Source organism: Ochrobactrum sp. C6C9 (assembly GCF_022627935.1).
GTDB classification, from domain to species: Bacteria; Pseudomonadota; Alphaproteobacteria; order Rhizobiales; family Rhizobiaceae; genus Brucella; species Brucella teleogrylli.
The window spans coordinates 90,140-105,072 of the sequence record NZ_JABXGB010000009.1 but is presented as its reverse complement, the minus strand read 5'-3'; the positions used below and the strand labels follow the sequence as shown (position 1 = coordinate 105,072).

Genomic DNA, 14,933 nt, shown 5'->3' with positions numbered 1-14,933 from the left:
TTCCTTACTTGACCAGCGCATCCTCGGAATTGTCTTCGAAGCCAAGGAACCCGCCGGATTGACGCGCCCATAGACTTGCATAAATGCCGCCGAGCGCAACAAGTTCCTCATGCGTGCCGTCTTCGACGATTCGCCCCTTGTCCATGACGATCAGGCGATCAAGCGCGGCGATAGTGGAAAGACGATGCGCGATGGCGATAACCGTCTTGCCTTCCATCAGCGTATTGAGGCTGTCCTGAATGGCCGCTTCCACTTCCGAATCGAGCGCGGATGTCGCCTCGTCGAGAATGAGGATCGGCGCATCCTTGAGCATCACACGCGCAATAGCGATACGCTGACGCTGTCCGCCGGACAGCTTGACGCCGCGCTCGCCGACATGCGCTTCCAGCCCGCGCCGTCCCTTCGGATCGGTAAGGAGCGGAACGAACTGGTCTGCCTGCGCAAGCCGGATCGCCTGCTGCAACATTTCCTCGGTGGCGTCGGGCCTGCCATACATAATGTTTTCGCGTACCGTGCGGTGCAGAAGCGAAGTATCCTGCGTGACCATGCCGATATTGGCGCGCAGCGAATCCTGCGACACTTTCGAAATGTCCTGACCATCAATCAGGATGCGCCCCTTCTCCAGATCGTAGAAGCGCAGCAGCAGATTGACCAGCGTGGACTTGCCCGCACCGGAGCGACCGACCAGACCGACTTTCTGTCCGGCGGGGATGTTCAGCGTCAGGTTTTCCAGAACGCCCTTGCCCTTGCCGTAATGGAAGCCGACCTTGTCGAAATCCAGCTCGCCCTTGGTCACCTGCAGGGCCGGAGCATTGGGAACATCCACCACTTCATGCGCGCGCGCAATCGTGGTGATGCCGTCTTCCACCGTGCCGATATTTTCAAACAGCGCCGACATTTCCCACATGATCCACTGCGACATGCCGTTGAGGCGCAGCACCAGACCGATGCTGACCGCCACCGCACCCACCGTCACGGCTTCGTTCATCCACAGGCCGATGCCGATCACGCCGACCGCGAAGAGCAGAAGGCAGTTCGACACATAGAGCGTGAAATGGAACATGGTCACCAGACGCATCTGGCGATGCACCGTGCCGAGGAAGCCATCGAGGCTTTCGCGCACATAGGATTCCTCGCGGCTCGAATGCGAGAACAGCTTCACGGTCGCGATATTGGTATAGCTGTCGACAATGCGGCCCGTCATCGTCGAGCGCGCATCAGCCTGCTCTTCCGAAACCACCCGCAGGCGCGGAATGAAGAAGCGCAGCAACATGAGATAGACCACGAGCCAGACGACGAACGGGATCATCAGTCGCAGATCGGCGGCGGCTGCGATGAACAGCGTGCCCGCGAAATAGACGATGACATAGTTCAAGACGTCAAGCAGCTTCATCACCGTTTCGCGCACGGCAAGAGCGGTCTGCATCAGCTTGGTTGAAATGCGCCCGGCAAATTCGTCCTGGAAAAACGACATCGACTGTCGGATCAGGTAACGATGCATCAGCCAGCGCACGCGCATCGGATAATTGCCGAGCAGCGTCTGATGGATCACCAGCGAATGCACCAGCACCACGCCCGGCAGGCCGACCAGAACCACGCCGGCAATCAATGCCAGCCGCCAGCCTTCATTGCTTAGAAACGTTTCGCGCGACTGGTGGGAAAGCCAATCCACGATATTGCCCATGAAGGCAAACAGGGAAACCTCGATAATGGCGATCAGGGTGGTGAAGATCGCCATACCGATGATCCACGGCCAGGCGCCGCGGGTGTAATAGAGGCAAAACGCGACCAGACCGCGCGGAGGTTCCTGCGGGGCATCATCTGGATAGGCGTTGAGCCGATGTTCGAACCACTTAAACATGGCGCTCCTTTTAGGCGGACATTAAGCAATTGCCAATACTTGTTCGGAACAAAACATGAATATTTTGCAATCCGACCGGTTCTTTAAAGTTCATCCTCATACAGATGTTGACGCATGAACCGCGCCCGATATGCAGTCTTGCGATGACGGGCGTTTCGCGTTACCCGCTTCATATGGATCTGCGCGTCGCCCTCTACCAGCCCGACATTCCCGGCAACACGGGAACGATACTGCGCATGGCCGCATGTCTCGGCTTTGCCGTGGACCTGATTGAGCCTGCCGGTTTCGACGTTTCCGACCGCTCGCTGAAACGATCGGGCATGGATTATCTGGCGCAGGCCGCACTGACGCGACATGCCGACTGGCACCACTTCGAAGACTGGCGCAAACAGGCAGGCCGCCGCATCGTACTGCTCTCGACCAAGGCCGCAATCCCCTATACCGACTACCGTTTTCAGGCGAACGATATTCTCCTGTTCGGGCGTGAATCGTCCGGTGTGCCGGATGCAGTCCACAACAGCGCCGATGCGCGCCTGCTGATCCCGATGGTTTCCGGCACCCGCTCCCTCAATCTTGCAGTTTCGGTCGCCATGACGGCAGGGGAAGCTCTACGCCAGATGAGAAGTGAAAGTGATTCTAGCTCAAGACCTTAGGCGTCTTGGCGGAATCAATACTCGAATTGCTCTCAACATGCGTCGCGGATTGACCGGATCGCCACGCATTGTTCCCCGTTTCCGGTTCGAAAGGCGTGCTTCATTCCATGAAACTGTCTGCACGCACCGCCGTTCTCGCGGCTTCCACTCTTTCCCTGCTCGCCACCGCACCGGCCTTTGCCAAAGACGTCGAGCGCGTTGCGCCGAAGGTGATGGTCATCACCATGTTCGGTGAAGAAGCCAAGCCGTGGCTGGAAGGTGAAAACTTCACGCAGAAGATCAAGCTGCCCGGCTTGAGCCCTGAATATCCGGAAGTGGACTGTACCGCTGAGGGCCTTTGCCACATGACGACGGCCATGGGCTTTGCCAATGCTGCAAGCTCGACGACGGCCATGGCGCTCAGCGACAAGCTCGATCTCAGCCATACCTATTTCCTGATTGCTGGTATTGCGGGCGTCGATCCGCAGCACGGCACGCTCGGTTCGGCCCATTGGGCGAAATATGTCATCGACGCCAATCTGAGCCACCGCATCGATATCCGCGAAGCGCCCGAAGGCTGGAGCACGGATTTCTTCGGTCTCGGCACGGCCAAGCCCGGCGAAAAGGCCAAATGGGGCGCAGGCACGGAAGTCTTCGAACTGAACGGCAAGCTTGCCGATTATGCTTTGGCCACAACGAAGGATGTCGCGCTTCTCGATGGCGACGATGCGAAGGCATATCGCAAGCATTACACGCAGGAAGCCGCCACCGGCGCGCCGAAAGTCAGCATTTGCGACACGGCCTCGGCCGATACCTACTGGCATGGCGCAAAGCTCGGCGAAGCGGTGAGCGCATGGGCCAAGCTCCTGACCGACGGCAAGGCGGATTACTGTACCTCGCAAATGGAAGACAATGCCACGCTGACGGCGCTCAAGCGCGCTGCCGATGCGGGCAAGCTGGATTTCAGCCGCATCGCCGTGCTGCGCACGTCATCCAATTTCGACCGGCAGGGCAAGGACCAGACAGCAATCGAATCCCTCGGCGCGAAGTCGGGCGGTTTCCCGCTGGCGACCACCAATGCTTACCGCGTCGGCAAGGCCTATGCAGACAGCATCATCGGCAAGTGGGATGCCTGGGAAAAGGCGCCGCAACGCGCTGCGCAATAAGCTGGTAACGGTATAACGACTCAAGATAAAAGGCACCCGATGCATCAAACATCGGGTGCCTTTGTAATTGCGGGCAAATCTGAATCTTCTTTCAACCACTTGGCGGCAGATATTGATTCAGATCTTCAATCTGCGGTTGGCAGGCGGCGCATGGTGAATTCGATCACGTCGTCGGGCCGTTCGCACCAGCTTTCAATCTCGGTCCAGTAGGCGGATTTCGGAAATGTGTCGAACCATTCGCGCGCTTTGTCGCGTGCTGCCTGACGCGGCAGGGTGAAGGTTTCGCGGATGAAGCCGTCGCGCGGCATCCGGTTCTTTTCGGCGCGGCTCTTCTCAAGCTGCTTGCGCAAGCCTTCGAGCGGAGGACGGGGCGGTGCTGCTGTCATGCGATTGCCTCCCGGCTGGCTGGAAACACACACTTCCAGCCCCTTGACCACAAAAGATAGGGTAGCGATTTTACAAAGACGAGTCTTTTCTTGGGGAGAGCGATTTTGCGACGGCAGCGAAGTCCCTCTTCGCCCTATGCGCGGCTGACGGAACTTGCTAAGCCAACGGATATAGCAAAGTCTATTTCACCTTGCCATTTAACCTTGGCTGCACGCAGCGATCCGGCAGATTGCGCCGAGAGGAAATAACAAATGCAACGCGATGAAATTCCTGCGATCATCCCCCACGATATCGAGGAAAAGAAGCAGGCGGCGCAACGCTGGTTCGAAGAACTGCGCGACCGCATCTGCGCAAGTTTTGAACAGCTTGAAGACGAGCTGCAAGGCCCCCTGTCCGACCGTGAGCCCGGCCGCTTCGTGCGCACGCCCTGGCTGAAGGAAGAAGGCAAGGGCGGCGGCGGTGTCATGTCGATCATGCACGGGCGCGTTTTTGAAAAAGTCGGCGTTCACGTGTCCACCGTCTATGGCGAATTCTCGCCGGAATTCCGCAAGCAAATCCCCGGCGCGGAAGAAGACCCGCGTTATTGGGCAAGCGGCATCTCGCTGATCGCGCATCCGCAAAACCCGCATGTGCCAGCCGTTCACATGAACACGCGCATGGTCGTGACGAGCCGCCAGTGGTTTGGCGGCGGTGCCGACCTGACCCCGGTTCTCGACCGCCGGCGCACGCAGGAAGATGCCGACACGCTCGCTTTCCATAAGGCGTTCCGCTTCATCTGCGAAAAGCACAAGAATGTCGTCGACTACCAGCGCGTGAAGGACTGGTGCGACGAGTATTTCTTCCTGCCGCATCGCAATGAACCGCGCGGCACCGGCGGCATCTTCTATGACTGGCTGCATTCGTCGGATGAGAAAGGCGGTTGGGACGCCGATTTCGCCTATACGCGGGATGTGGGACGCGGTTTTTCCGTCGTCTATCCGCATCTTGTGCGCCAGAACTTCAATCAGGACTGGACGCAGGCTGACCGTGACGAGCAACTCGTGCGCCGTGGCCGCTATGTCGAGTTCAACCTGCTCTATGATCGCGGTACGATCTTCGGCCTCAAGACCGGCGGCAATGTGAACTCCATTCTGTCGTCTATGCCCCCCGTTGTGAAATGGCCTTAAAGCATTTCCAGCACATGAACCAAAAGGAAAGGGCCGGATAACCGGCCCTTTCTTATATGCCAAAAGCGGGGTGATGGGTGATATCGCCTTGCGGCATGTCCGGCCCGAAGGCCAGACATTGCACATATTCTGCGGGCACATCCGGCATTTTCAGCCGCGCATCGGCTTTGAAACCGAACCGTCTGTAATAGCCAGGATCGCCCACCAGAACACATCCCTTTGCACCGTCGGCCCGCAACAAGGCGAGACCTTCACGGACGAGCGCCCCGCCAATCCCCTCGCCTTGCCTTTCGGGCTGAACCGAGATGGGGCCAAGCGCATACCAGCTTTTGTCCTCGCCTCCGATCAGAACCGGCGAAAAGGCCACATGGCCGAGGACAGCATCCCCGTCCACGGCAACCAGCGACAAGGTGAGCGCCGAGGCCGCGCGAAGCGCATCGACGATCTCCCCCTCCCGCTGGTTGCTATAAGGAACCTTGCTGAACGCCTCATCCGTCAGCTGACGGATTGCAGCACTATCATCGGGCTTTTCCTTGCGAAGATACATGACGCGCTCCCTCAACGGTTATTGAGCTGAGCGCGAACGTTTTCGCGCCCTTTCAGCGAAATGCGATAGGGACTGCCTGATCGGGATTCGATCAGCCTTTTGCGCCGCAATTGCTGGAACACAGCCATTGTACAATCGGCGAGCAGGTAACCCTCACGGGTATAGCATTCTATGTTGCAGACGCGTCCGTCTTCGCGCAAGTGGCGGATATGGCCACCTTGCGCCAGCACGTGTAACACGCGCTGTTCAATACGTGAGATATTCATTGTTGTTCATGCCTGGATGGAAACCATGACAAGCACCAGCGCGCGCAGACAGCGTATGGCTATCCACGGCCAATGCCGTTCCCGTCCCTGAACATCTGCCGATCAGACGCAATCAGCGCCTGTCATGCAGTCCTTGTCCGGAACGATTAAAGGCTTCCAACGATCTCCAGCATCAACAATTCCTCTTTCAGAGGTGGATAGGTCAAAGGGCCGGTCGGCCCTCTGACCCGCATGTAAGATCGCACGGGGCGAAAGTCAAACCCGATCAGGCTTTTGGCTGGTTGCGGAGCTTTTCGGCTTCCGCATAGAACTTCTTTTCCCACTCATTGTGGTTGTCCAGTCCTTCCTTGATGAAGGGCGTGAAGATGGCGAGGTTCATCAGGCACCAGTTGACCAAACGGGCCGGGAATTTCAGCGGCTTCACGAAGTCAACGAACAGAACCACGCGGGTCTTGTCAGTGTGGTTCCAGGCTTCATGCTCGTAAGCATCGTCGAAAATGAGAACCTTGCCCTCATGCCAATGGCAGACCTGCTTGTCCACGCGAATGGCGAGCTTGTCGTTCGGCTCCGGAACGATGAGGCCGAGATGCAGGCGCAGCACGCCATTATACGGCCCACGATGCGGCGGCAGATGCTTGCCCGGTTCGAAGATCGAGAACATCGCCGTGGTCAGGCCCGGTATCTTGTTCACGATGCGCCAGGTTTCCGGACAGGTCTTGATGTTCTGTTCCGATTTCACGCCGAAACCGAGCAGGAAGAAGGTCTTCCAGCGATTATCGGTCGAAATCGTCTTCACGTCGGTTGAAATATCCTGAAAGGACGGAAGCTCGCTCTGGCGCAGCAGGATCGTGTCCAGTTCCTTGCGGATGGCTGGCCATTCCTTTTCGATCTCCGCCGCCCAGGGGAAGGTTGCGTTGTCATAAACCGGCGGATTGCCCAGCTTGGCATATTTAAGATTGAGACCTTCGGCCCACGAAACAATCCCCATGAAAAACCGGGTGATCTTGCTCGGGCGGTCCATTGCGGCCAGACCTTCCGTGCCGAATTTCTGTTTCGGATCAGAGGCTGCCTTATCTTGGATCGATGTATCGGGATTGGACATTTCATGCTCTTTCAAAATCGGCGCTGAAAAGATTCCCAGCCATAAACTGATGAAACTACGGCTGAATTTTGCAAACAAGCGGTCAGCTGTTCATTTTATCGCGATCAAGTTTCTCCAGAAGCGCTGCACGGTCAAGGCTAAAACCGGAGTCGATCCAGAAAGTTTCGAGCGACCGCAGTGCCTGTCCGAGACCGGGGCCTTTTTTCATGCCGAGCGCCAAAAGATCACTCCCCGTCACGGGAAAGACCGGGGCTTCATATTTCTCCGCCGTTTCCAGCAAACGCGAAAAGCCACCGGCGCGAATCATCGCATCGTCGCTGCCTGCCGCATCAGCCCGCGCCGCCGCATAACCAAGCTTGATCCGATCCACCACCGCCTGCATACTGCCGCGATAGACGACCTTCTTCAAGGCCTGCTCGGAAAGCTCTGGCTTGACGGCATCGGCCCGCGCCCATGCTTCGAGCCGCGCCCGCTCTGCATTGGACATTTTGAGGCGCTTGCCCATTTCTTCCATGCGCACAGCGTCCGGCGGCACGATGCTTTCAAGCCGCAGCAGCGGATCCGCGGACCAGCCAAGATCGCCTTCGGAACGCACGAGGCCGTGTATGGCGTCGATGCCCCATTTTTCGCTTTCAGGCAAAACAAGGTTCAAGACGCCGCCTTGCCGCATCCACAAAAGGGCGCGCGACGGGTCGGGAGCCGACAGGAGTTTCTTCAATTCCGACCACACCCGCTCAGCGGAAAGCTGACTGATACCGTCCTTCAGCCTTGCGCTGGCGCGCAGACCGTCAGCCTCCGGTCGCCCGGAACCGTACCAGGCAAAGAAGCGGAAAAAACGCAGGATGCGCAGATAGTCCTCGCGGATGCGCTGTTCCGCATCGCCGATGAAACGCAGCGTCCGGGTTTCGATATCGGCAAGTCCGCCGACATGATCGATGATCGTGCCGTCAGCGGTGGCGTAGAGCGCATTGATGGTGAAATCGCGCCGCTCGGCATCGGCTTTCCAGTCGGTCCCGAAGTCAACCTTGGCATGGCGACCATCGGTCTCGACATCCTTGCGCAATGTCGTCACTTCATAGGCATGTCCATGCGCGACAACGGTGATGGTGCCATGCTCGATGCCGGTCGGGACAGGTTTGAACCCCGCTTCCTCGGCCAGCCGGATTGTTTCCTGCGGCACATGCGTGGTGGCAAGATCGACGTCGCTGACGGCGGTTCCAAGCAGCGTGTTGCGCACCGCACCGCCAACCACACGCGCTTCCCCGCCATCACGGTTCAAGGCCTTGAACAGCGCCTGCAAAGACTTCGACTTCAACCAGGGCGCCGTGTCGGCAATGTTCACACTGTCGCTCAAACGTAGAGCCTTTCATAAAGTCCGCGAATGATCCCGGCGGTAATTCCCCAGATGAATCGCTCGTTATAGGGCATGGCGTAATAAAAGCGTTCCTTGCCGTTGAGTATCCTGCTTTCGCGCCGGTGATTGGCCGGATTCATCAGGAAAGACAATGGCACCTCGAAAATATCGGCCACCTCATCCGGGTTCGGATGCAGGTCGAACGGGGTTTTGACCACAGCCAGAACCGGCGTGATCGAAAAACCGCTGCCGGTTAGATAACGCGGCAGATTGCCGATGATTTCGGCACGCTCGGCTGCGAGCCCGATTTCCTCGTTGGCTTCGCGCAGCGCTGCATGTTCCGCCGTGCCGTCTTCCGGGTCGATGGCGCCGCCCGGAAAGGCGATCTGGCCCGAATGTTGTCGCAAACGATCGGTGCGCTGGGTGAGAAGCACCGTCGCACCGGGACCGCGATCCACCACCGGCACCAGCACCGCCGCATCGCGCATCTTTGCGGTGACCATGGCCTGCTCGAATTCCGGGTTCAGCGCGTGATCGCCGGTAATGTCACTGTGATCCGGCTGCCAGTTGCGAACGCGCTCGGCAAAATCACCGGCGGAAAACGCCGAAAGGGAATGCAAGCCGCGCTCCATCATTTTAGGGCAGCCTCCAGCGCATCGGCAGGCATGATCGGGAATATCGCCCCGCCGGATCGCACGGCAAACAAGGCCACACCGTCCATCTCGATTTCCTCGCCAAGCGCGACCAGATCATACATCACGGAGCGCGTCACCAGCGCTTCCAGACGCCCGCGGATCAGCACATAAGGTTTCAGCCCGCCGCTTGCTTCTTCAACGACAAATCGCAACGGATGCTCGGCATCGACTTCCACCACGTCGCCCACATTGGTGCGGAATGTCAGTGTCTGTGCCGCGTCTTCACCGGAAACCTGCATTTCAACGGCAATGAATGGCGCATCTTCAACCCTGATGCCGACCTTTTCCACCGGCGTGACGAGATAGGTCTGGCCGTCCGCGTCCTTGCGCAGCACGGTGGAGAACAGCCGCACCAGCTGTTTGCGGCCAATCGGCGAGCCCATGTAAAACCAAGTGCCATCGGCCTTGATTTCCATGTCGAGATCGCCGCAGAAATCGGGATTCCAGCGCTCGACGGGCGGAATGCCGCGCTCTTTCGTTGACGGTCCGCTTTGCGCATCGGCATGCGCGCGTGCAATCAGGGCTTCCAGACCGCCGGTCGACCCGGCGTCTTGCAGCGCGTTTTGCGGCGCAACTTTGCCTATAGGGGTGCTCTTTGTCATCCGACTCGGTTATTCCTGTTCGAATGTGCTTAATATGATGGAAGTCATGAAATAGTCACCGTTTGACGGCTTGTCAGCACTATATGCGATTTATAGGTGTCTGAATCAAAAAGCGTCAGGCCGTGAATGGCGACTTTTAGATAAGACACCAAGGCACTTCCGCCAAAGCGGTTACACATTGCGAGGTCACCATGAGCGTCGTCATCACGCCTGAAACCGCCAATTCCGAGCAGATTGTTGCGGAAGCCGAACGGGCGCTCGCAGATATTGCGCGCATCAAGGAAGGCGTCGGCACCGTCATCTTCGGACAAGAAAGTGTGATCGAGCGCACGCTCGTCGCCATTCTGGCTGGCGGTCATGCGCTTCTGGTCGGCGTACCCGGCCTTGCCAAGACCAAGCTGGTGGAAACGCTGGGCGTGGTGCTCGGTCTCTCCGGCCAGCGCATCCAGTTCACGCCTGATCTGATGCCATCCGACATTATCGGGTCTGAAGTCATGGAACAGGACGCCGACGGGCGCCGTTCGTTCCGCTATCTCAAGGGGCCGATTTTCGCCCAACTGCTGATGGCCGACGAAATCAACCGCGCCAGCCCACGCACCCAGTCCGCGCTATTGCAGGCCATGCAGGAATATCACGTCACGGTCGCAGGCCAGCGCTATGACCTGCCCGCGCCGTTCCACGTTCTGGCAACGCAGAACCCGCTGGAACAGGAAGGCACCTATCCCCTGCCGGAAGCGCAGCTCGACCGCTTCCTGATGCAGATCGACATTCTCTATCCGGAACTGGAAGCCGAGCGCCGCATTCTTCTTGAAACCACCGGCGTCGCTGAGGCGAAGCCTTATGAGATTCTCGATGCGGAACGATTGAGGCAGATGCAGACATTGGTGCGCCGCATGCCGGTTTCCGAAAGTGTCGTCGAAGCGATCCTGAAACTTGTCCGTTCGGCGCGCCCGGATGCCGACAACGATCATGCGAAGCAGCATATCGCCTGGGGTCCCGGCCCCCGCGCCAGTCAGGCGCTGATGCTCTGCGCCCGCGCCCGTGCGCTTTATGATGGCCGCCTCGCCCCTTCGGTGGACGATGTGAAGGCGCTCGCCGAGCCGGTGCTGCAACACCGTATGGCGCTCAATTTCGCCGCCCGCGCCGATGGCATGCATATCCGCGATGTCATCGCCAATCTGGTAAAGGCCGCCGTCTGATGGTGATCGGCACGCAAGTTTCCACCGCAGATCGCAAGGATACGCTGGCCCGCGCACGTGCGCGGGCAGCGGCGATCCCCGATCTGCTGGTCGAAGCGCAGCGTGTCGTCAATACCGTCATGAATGGCTGGCATGGACGGCGCAAACGCGGTCCCGGTGAGAACTTCTGGCAATTTCGCCCCTATGTGCAGGGCGAGCAGCTTTCGCGCATCGACTGGCGGCGTTCCGCCCGTGACGATCATACCTATGTGCGCGACCGCGAATGGGAATCAGCGCATACGGTTTGGCTGTGGTGCGATTTCTCGCCCTCCATGCTCTATCGCTCGCAGATGTCGCCTGTTTCCAAGGAAGCCCGCGCGTTAGTGCTAACGCTGGGGCTGGCGGAAATCCTGTCGCGTTCCGGTGAACGCATTGCTTTTCCAGCGCTCATCCCGCCTTTTGCCGCCCGCAACGGCGCAGAACGTCTTGCCGGCGCGCTCATGCATGAAGCGCCTGTAAGCGTATTGCCGGATATCGCGCAGATCCGCCGTTTTTCGGAAGTCGTTCTTGTCTCCGATTTCCTGCACCCGTTCGATGAACTGACAGAACTTCTCGACCGCCTTGCGAAACGCGGCGTGCGTGCGCATCTGGTCGAAGTCGCCGACCCTGCAGAAGAAACCTTTCCCTATTCCGGGCGCACCGAATTTCGCGATCCCGAGACGGGTGCAACGCTGGTTGCCGGTCGCGCCGAAACCTATGCCGAGGATTATCGCCGTCTTTACACGGCCCGGCGCGAAACCCTCTCGGACTTCTGCAAGAGGCTCGGCTGGAGCTATTCTGTGCATCGCACCGACCGTCCGGCGGCGGAAGCCCTTGCGCGTCTGCATCATGCATTAAGCGCAACGGGGGCATTGGGCGCAACGGGGGCTGGCGCATGAATTTTCTGCCGCTCGCCTTCGGCTCACCGCTGATCCTCGCCGGTCTGGTTGCCCTGCCGGTGATCTGGTGGCTGCTGCGCATGACACCGCCGCGCCCGCAGGAGGAAACCTTCCCGCCGCTGCGCATTCTGGCGCAGGTTTTCAAGCGCGAGGAAGTCCCTTCCAAAAGCCCGTGGTGGATGACACTTCTGCGCCTTTTGATCGCCGCACTCGTGATCATGGCGCTGGCAGCGCCGATCTGGAACCCGCGTCCAGTCGCGCTGACCGGCAATGAACCGCTGGCCATCGTGGTGGACAATGGCTGGGCCGCCGCCGAAGACTGGCAGCAACGCGTCAACGCCGCTGAAAAGCTGATCGACGACGCGGAAAGCGCCAACGCGCAGATTTACATCCTTGGCACCGCCGAGCCGGCCAATGCGGAAATCGGCCCCTATGAAGGCACCCGCGCCACGGAACGTTTGCAGGCCATGCAGCCACGCCCGATCCCCGTTGACCGCAAGGCGACGATGGAACGGCTGGCATCCGCCCTGTCCGATGGCGAGAAAGTGCGCCTTGCCTTCATGAATGACGGACTGGCGACCGCGGCCGACAGCGAAACCTTTGCCGCGCTGGACAAGACCGGCCATCTGGCGAGTGTCCTGTGGTATGGTGCCGATCTCGGTCGCACCCTTGCGCTGACCGGGGTGGACAACAAGGCCGACAGCCTCGAAGCCATCGCCATCCGCCCGGAAGGCGTGACCATGCCGCGCAGCCTGACGGCTGCCGCCTATGACGACAAGGGCCGCCGCATCGCCGAAGCGCCGCTGTCCTTTGCGCTGGGCAGCGCCGAAGGCAGGACGCGCTTCAACCTGCCGGTCGAATTGCGCAATGATTTCCGCCTCATCCGCGTTGATGGTATCGAACAGGCGGGTGCCACCCATCTGATCGACGCTGGGTCCGAGCGCCGCACCATCGGCCTGATTGCCAGCGGCGACGGCGATGTCGCGCAGCCGCTTCTGTCACCACTGCATTATATCAAGCGCGCATTGTCGCCCTACGCCAATCTGATCGAGCCACGTTCCGCCGATCTGCTTCAGTCGGTGCCGGAATTGCTGGATGCCAAGCCGTCCATTCTCATCATGGCCGATATCGGCACCTTGCCGCAGCCGGTCGCCGAGCAGATTTCTGCATGGGTGGAAGAAGGCGGTACGCTGGTGCGCTTTGCCGGGCCGCGTCTGGCGGGCGCGAGCGACAACGATACGTTGCTGCCGGTGCGGCTGCGCAAGGGCGAGCGCGCGCTTGGCGGCACCTTGTCCTGGTCTGAACCACAACAGCTGCGCGCCTTTCCGGAAAAGGGTCCGTTTGCCGGGCTGCCAATCCCCGAAGATGTCAACGTCAACCGACAGGTGCTTGCCGAACCGTCCTTCGACCTCAACGACAAGGCGTATGCCATCCTTCAGGACGGCACCCCGCTGGTGACAGGCCAGCAGCGCGGGCGTGGCAATATCGTGCTGTTCCATATCGCGCCGGACGCCACCTGGTCGAGCTTGCCGATTTCCGGCTCCTTCGTGGAAATGCTCCGCCGCATCGTGTCTCTGTCGCAGCGCACCGGCGCGCAGGGCAATCAGGATGCCGTTTCGCTGCCGCCGTTCCAGCTGCTTTCGGCTGCCGGTGCGCTGGCGCCGCCGACCTCGGAAGCCAAGCCGCTGATCGTCGAGCGCAATAAGCAAGCCAGTGTCAGCATCAACACGCCGCCCGGTTTCTACGGCAATGAGGACGGTTTGAAAGCACTCAACATTTTTGCCGACAGCAACACCAAGCTGGAGCCGATCAAGCAGCCGACGCTGTCGGTCAGCGTCACGCCTGTCTCTTATACGGCAGATCAGTCGATATCGCTGGCAGGCCCGTTCTTTGCCGCCGCCGCCATGCTTCTGGCGCTCGATTCACTGCTGATGCTCTGGCTGCGCGGCGCATTCCGCCGCCGCATGAAGGTGCGTGCCAAAACGGCGGGGATTGCTTTGCTCCTCGCAGGCAGTCTTGCTGTCCTGTCTGCCGGTCATGACCGCGCCTTTGCGCAAGCACCCTCGCCGCAGCCGCCACAAATTCATGACGACAGCAAGCCCGGCGATGAGGCGATCATCGGCTCGGTTTCGCAGACCCATCTTGCCTATATCATCACCGGCAGCGCGGAAACCGACAATATCAGCAAGGCCGGACTGAAAGGTTTGACCTTTGCACTGACCGACAAGACCGCGCTGGAACCGGGCGACCCGATCGGCGTCGATCCATCCAAGGATGAACTGGCCTTCTATCCGCTGATCTATTGGCCGATTGATCCGAATGCACCGATGCCGAGCCCGGAAGCCATCGCCAGGGTGGATGCCTATATGCAGCAGGGCGGGACGGTCCTGTTCGACACGCGCGACCAGTTGCAGTCGGGCGCGAGCCTCGATCCGTCGGTCTCACCCGCCAACCAGCGCCTGCGCGCCATTCTGGACGACATGAATGTGCCACCGCTCGAACCGGTGCCGGATGATCATGTCCTGACGAAATCCTTTTTCATCATGCCGGATTTTCCGGGCCGCTATGAGGGAAGCCCGCTCTGGGTGGAAGCGACCGCACCCAATGCCTCGCCGCGTGACCGCCCGGTCAGAACCGGCGACGGCGTGACGCCGATCATGATCACCGCCAATGATCTGGCGGGCGCATGGGCCGTAGACGATCAGGGCAATCCCCTGCTCCCCACCGTGCCAAACGACCCGATGCAGCGCATCTATGCGATTCGCGGCGGCGTCAACATCGTGATGTATATGCTCACCGGCAATTACAAGTCCGATCAGGTCCATGTCCCGGCCCTGCTCGAACGGCTGGGGAATTAGAGCATGATGTTTTTTAGCGAAGCCGTCAGCAGATCCAGGTTCCCTTTTCCCCTCATCCTGAGAGGCCGTCAAAGACGGCGCATCATCCTGAGCTTGTCGAAGGATCGAAGGGCGAGGGGAAACGCACGGCGCGCCGGCCCTCGATCCTTCGAGGCTTCGCTGCGCTCCGCACCTCAGGATG

General features: G+C 59.7%; 14 protein-coding genes. 6 read left to right on the top strand and 8 right to left on the bottom strand.

The window, feature by feature from the left end:
- Positions 1 to 4 precede the first annotated feature (4 nt).
- Entirely contained in the window at positions 5 to 1,861 is a 1,857-nt protein-coding gene (locus HWD97_RS09435; protein ID WP_109369507.1) for an ABC transporter ATP-binding protein, read from the bottom strand.
- A 173-nt stretch (positions 1,862 to 2,034) separates the two neighbouring features.
- Here HWD97_RS09435 and HWD97_RS09430 point away from each other — a divergent pair, with 173 nt between their 5' ends.
- Positions 2,035 to 2,514 carry a tRNA (cytidine(34)-2'-O)-methyltransferase gene (locus HWD97_RS09430; protein ID WP_109370276.1) on the top strand — a complete coding sequence of 160 codons (480 nt, stop codon included), beginning with the start codon at positions 2,035 to 2,037 and terminating at the stop codon, positions 2,512 to 2,514.
- A gap of 107 nt (positions 2,515 to 2,621) precedes the next feature.
- A complete protein-coding gene (locus HWD97_RS09425; protein ID WP_109370277.1) occupies positions 2,622 to 3,659 on the top strand; it encodes a purine nucleoside permease in 1,038 nt (345 codons plus the stop codon).
- Between the two features lie 125 nt (positions 3,660 to 3,784).
- Here HWD97_RS09425 and HWD97_RS09420 read toward each other — a convergent pair whose 3' ends face one another.
- Entirely contained in the window at positions 3,785 to 4,045 is a 261-nt protein-coding gene (locus tag HWD97_RS09420; protein WP_109369508.1) for a hypothetical protein, read from the bottom strand.
- A 252-nt stretch (positions 4,046 to 4,297) separates the two neighbouring features.
- Between HWD97_RS09420 and hemF the strand changes: the two genes are divergently transcribed.
- On the top strand, positions 4,298 to 5,212 hold the full coding sequence (gene hemF / locus HWD97_RS09415) for an oxygen-dependent coproporphyrinogen oxidase (RefSeq protein WP_121536516.1): 915 nt from the start codon (positions 4,298 to 4,300) through the stop codon (positions 5,210 to 5,212).
- 52 nt (positions 5,213 to 5,264) lie between these two features.
- Here hemF and HWD97_RS09410 read toward each other — a convergent pair whose 3' ends face one another.
- The 6 genes from HWD97_RS09410 to HWD97_RS09385 form a co-directional block, all read right to left on the bottom strand.
- On the bottom strand, positions 5,265 to 5,759 hold the full coding sequence (locus HWD97_RS09410) for a GNAT family N-acetyltransferase (protein WP_109369510.1): 495 nt from the start codon (positions 5,757 to 5,759) through the stop codon (positions 5,265 to 5,267).
- A gap of 11 nt (positions 5,760 to 5,770) precedes the next feature.
- Positions 5,771 to 6,025: a YjhX family toxin gene (locus HWD97_RS09405; protein ID WP_109369511.1), complete on the bottom strand. Its 255-nt coding sequence runs from the start codon at positions 6,023 to 6,025 to the stop codon at positions 5,771 to 5,773.
- A 265-nt stretch (positions 6,026 to 6,290) separates the two neighbouring features.
- Positions 6,291 to 7,127, bottom strand: a complete 837-nt coding sequence (locus HWD97_RS09400; protein WP_109370278.1) for an aspartyl/asparaginyl beta-hydroxylase domain-containing protein — start codon at positions 7,125 to 7,127, stop codon at positions 6,291 to 6,293.
- Positions 7,128 to 7,209: 82 nt separating this feature from the next.
- The gene (locus HWD97_RS09395; protein ID WP_109369512.1) at positions 7,210 to 8,481 is read right to left on the bottom strand and encodes a CCA tRNA nucleotidyltransferase; all 1,272 of its coding nucleotides are present in this window, start codon (positions 8,479 to 8,481) and stop codon (positions 7,210 to 7,212) included.
- Positions 8,478 to 9,113 (bottom strand): CoA pyrophosphatase, encoded by a 636-nt coding sequence (locus HWD97_RS09390; RefSeq protein WP_109370279.1) that lies wholly within the window; start codon positions 9,111 to 9,113, stop codon positions 8,478 to 8,480. The genes HWD97_RS09395 and HWD97_RS09390 overlap by 4 nt, the downstream gene beginning before the upstream one ends.
- Entirely contained in the window at positions 9,113 to 9,778 is a 666-nt protein-coding gene (locus HWD97_RS09385; RefSeq protein ID WP_109369513.1) for a DUF1285 domain-containing protein, read from the bottom strand. Before HWD97_RS09385 ends, HWD97_RS09390 begins: the two co-directional genes overlap by 1 nt.
- A gap of 191 nt (positions 9,779 to 9,969) precedes the next feature.
- Here HWD97_RS09385 and HWD97_RS09380 point away from each other — a divergent pair, with 191 nt between their 5' ends.
- Genes HWD97_RS09380 through HWD97_RS09370 form a run of 3 tightly spaced genes read left to right on the top strand, consistent with a single transcriptional unit; the run spans position 9,970 to position 14,752 of the window.
- On the top strand, positions 9,970 to 10,977 hold the full coding sequence (locus HWD97_RS09380; RefSeq protein ID WP_109369514.1) for a MoxR family ATPase: 1,008 nt from the start codon (positions 9,970 to 9,972) through the stop codon (positions 10,975 to 10,977).
- A complete protein-coding gene (locus tag HWD97_RS09375; RefSeq protein ID WP_371834965.1) occupies positions 10,977 to 11,894 on the top strand; it encodes a DUF58 domain-containing protein in 918 nt (305 codons plus the stop codon). Before HWD97_RS09380 ends, HWD97_RS09375 begins: the two co-directional genes overlap by 1 nt.
- Positions 11,891 to 14,752 carry a DUF4159 domain-containing protein gene (locus HWD97_RS09370; RefSeq protein WP_109369516.1) on the top strand — a complete coding sequence of 954 codons (2,862 nt, stop codon included), beginning with the start codon at positions 11,891 to 11,893 and terminating at the stop codon, positions 14,750 to 14,752. Before HWD97_RS09375 ends, HWD97_RS09370 begins: the two co-directional genes overlap by 4 nt.
- The last annotated feature ends 181 nt before the right edge of the window (positions 14,753 to 14,933 follow it).

Excerpts from the sequence above, each read along its gene's own strand:
- HWD97_RS09435 (WP_109369507.1), bottom strand. The coding sequence starts at position 1,861 with ATGTTTAAGTGGTTCGAACATCGGCTCAACGCCTATCCAGATGATGCC.
- HWD97_RS09430 (WP_109370276.1), top strand. The coding sequence starts at position 2,035 with ATGGATCTGCGCGTCGCCCTCTACCAGCCCGACATTCCCGGCAACACG.
- HWD97_RS09425 (WP_109370277.1), top strand. The coding sequence starts at position 2,622 with ATGAAACTGTCTGCACGCACCGCCGTTCTCGCGGCTTCCACTCTTTCC.
- HWD97_RS09420 (WP_109369508.1), bottom strand. The coding sequence starts at position 4,045 with ATGACAGCAGCACCGCCCCGTCCTCCGCTCGAAGGCTTGCGCAAGCAG.
- hemF (WP_121536516.1), top strand. The coding sequence starts at position 4,298 with ATGCAACGCGATGAAATTCCTGCGATCATCCCCCACGATATCGAGGAA.
- HWD97_RS09410 (WP_109369510.1), bottom strand. The coding sequence starts at position 5,759 with ATGTATCTTCGCAAGGAAAAGCCCGATGATAGTGCTGCAATCCGTCAG.
- HWD97_RS09405 (WP_109369511.1), bottom strand. The coding sequence starts at position 6,025 with ATGAATATCTCACGTATTGAACAGCGCGTGTTACACGTGCTGGCGCAA.
- HWD97_RS09400 (WP_109370278.1), bottom strand. The coding sequence starts at position 7,127 with ATGTCCAATCCCGATACATCGATCCAAGATAAGGCAGCCTCTGATCCG.
- HWD97_RS09390 (WP_109370279.1), bottom strand. The coding sequence starts at position 9,113 with ATGGAGCGCGGCTTGCATTCCCTTTCGGCGTTTTCCGCCGGTGATTTT.
- HWD97_RS09385 (WP_109369513.1), bottom strand. The coding sequence starts at position 9,778 with ATGACAAAGAGCACCCCTATAGGCAAAGTTGCGCCGCAAAACGCGCTG.
- HWD97_RS09380 (WP_109369514.1), top strand. The coding sequence starts at position 9,970 with ATGAGCGTCGTCATCACGCCTGAAACCGCCAATTCCGAGCAGATTGTT.
- HWD97_RS09375 (WP_371834965.1), top strand. The coding sequence starts at position 10,977 with ATGGTGATCGGCACGCAAGTTTCCACCGCAGATCGCAAGGATACGCTG.
- HWD97_RS09370 (WP_109369516.1), top strand. The coding sequence starts at position 11,891 with ATGAATTTTCTGCCGCTCGCCTTCGGCTCACCGCTGATCCTCGCCGGT.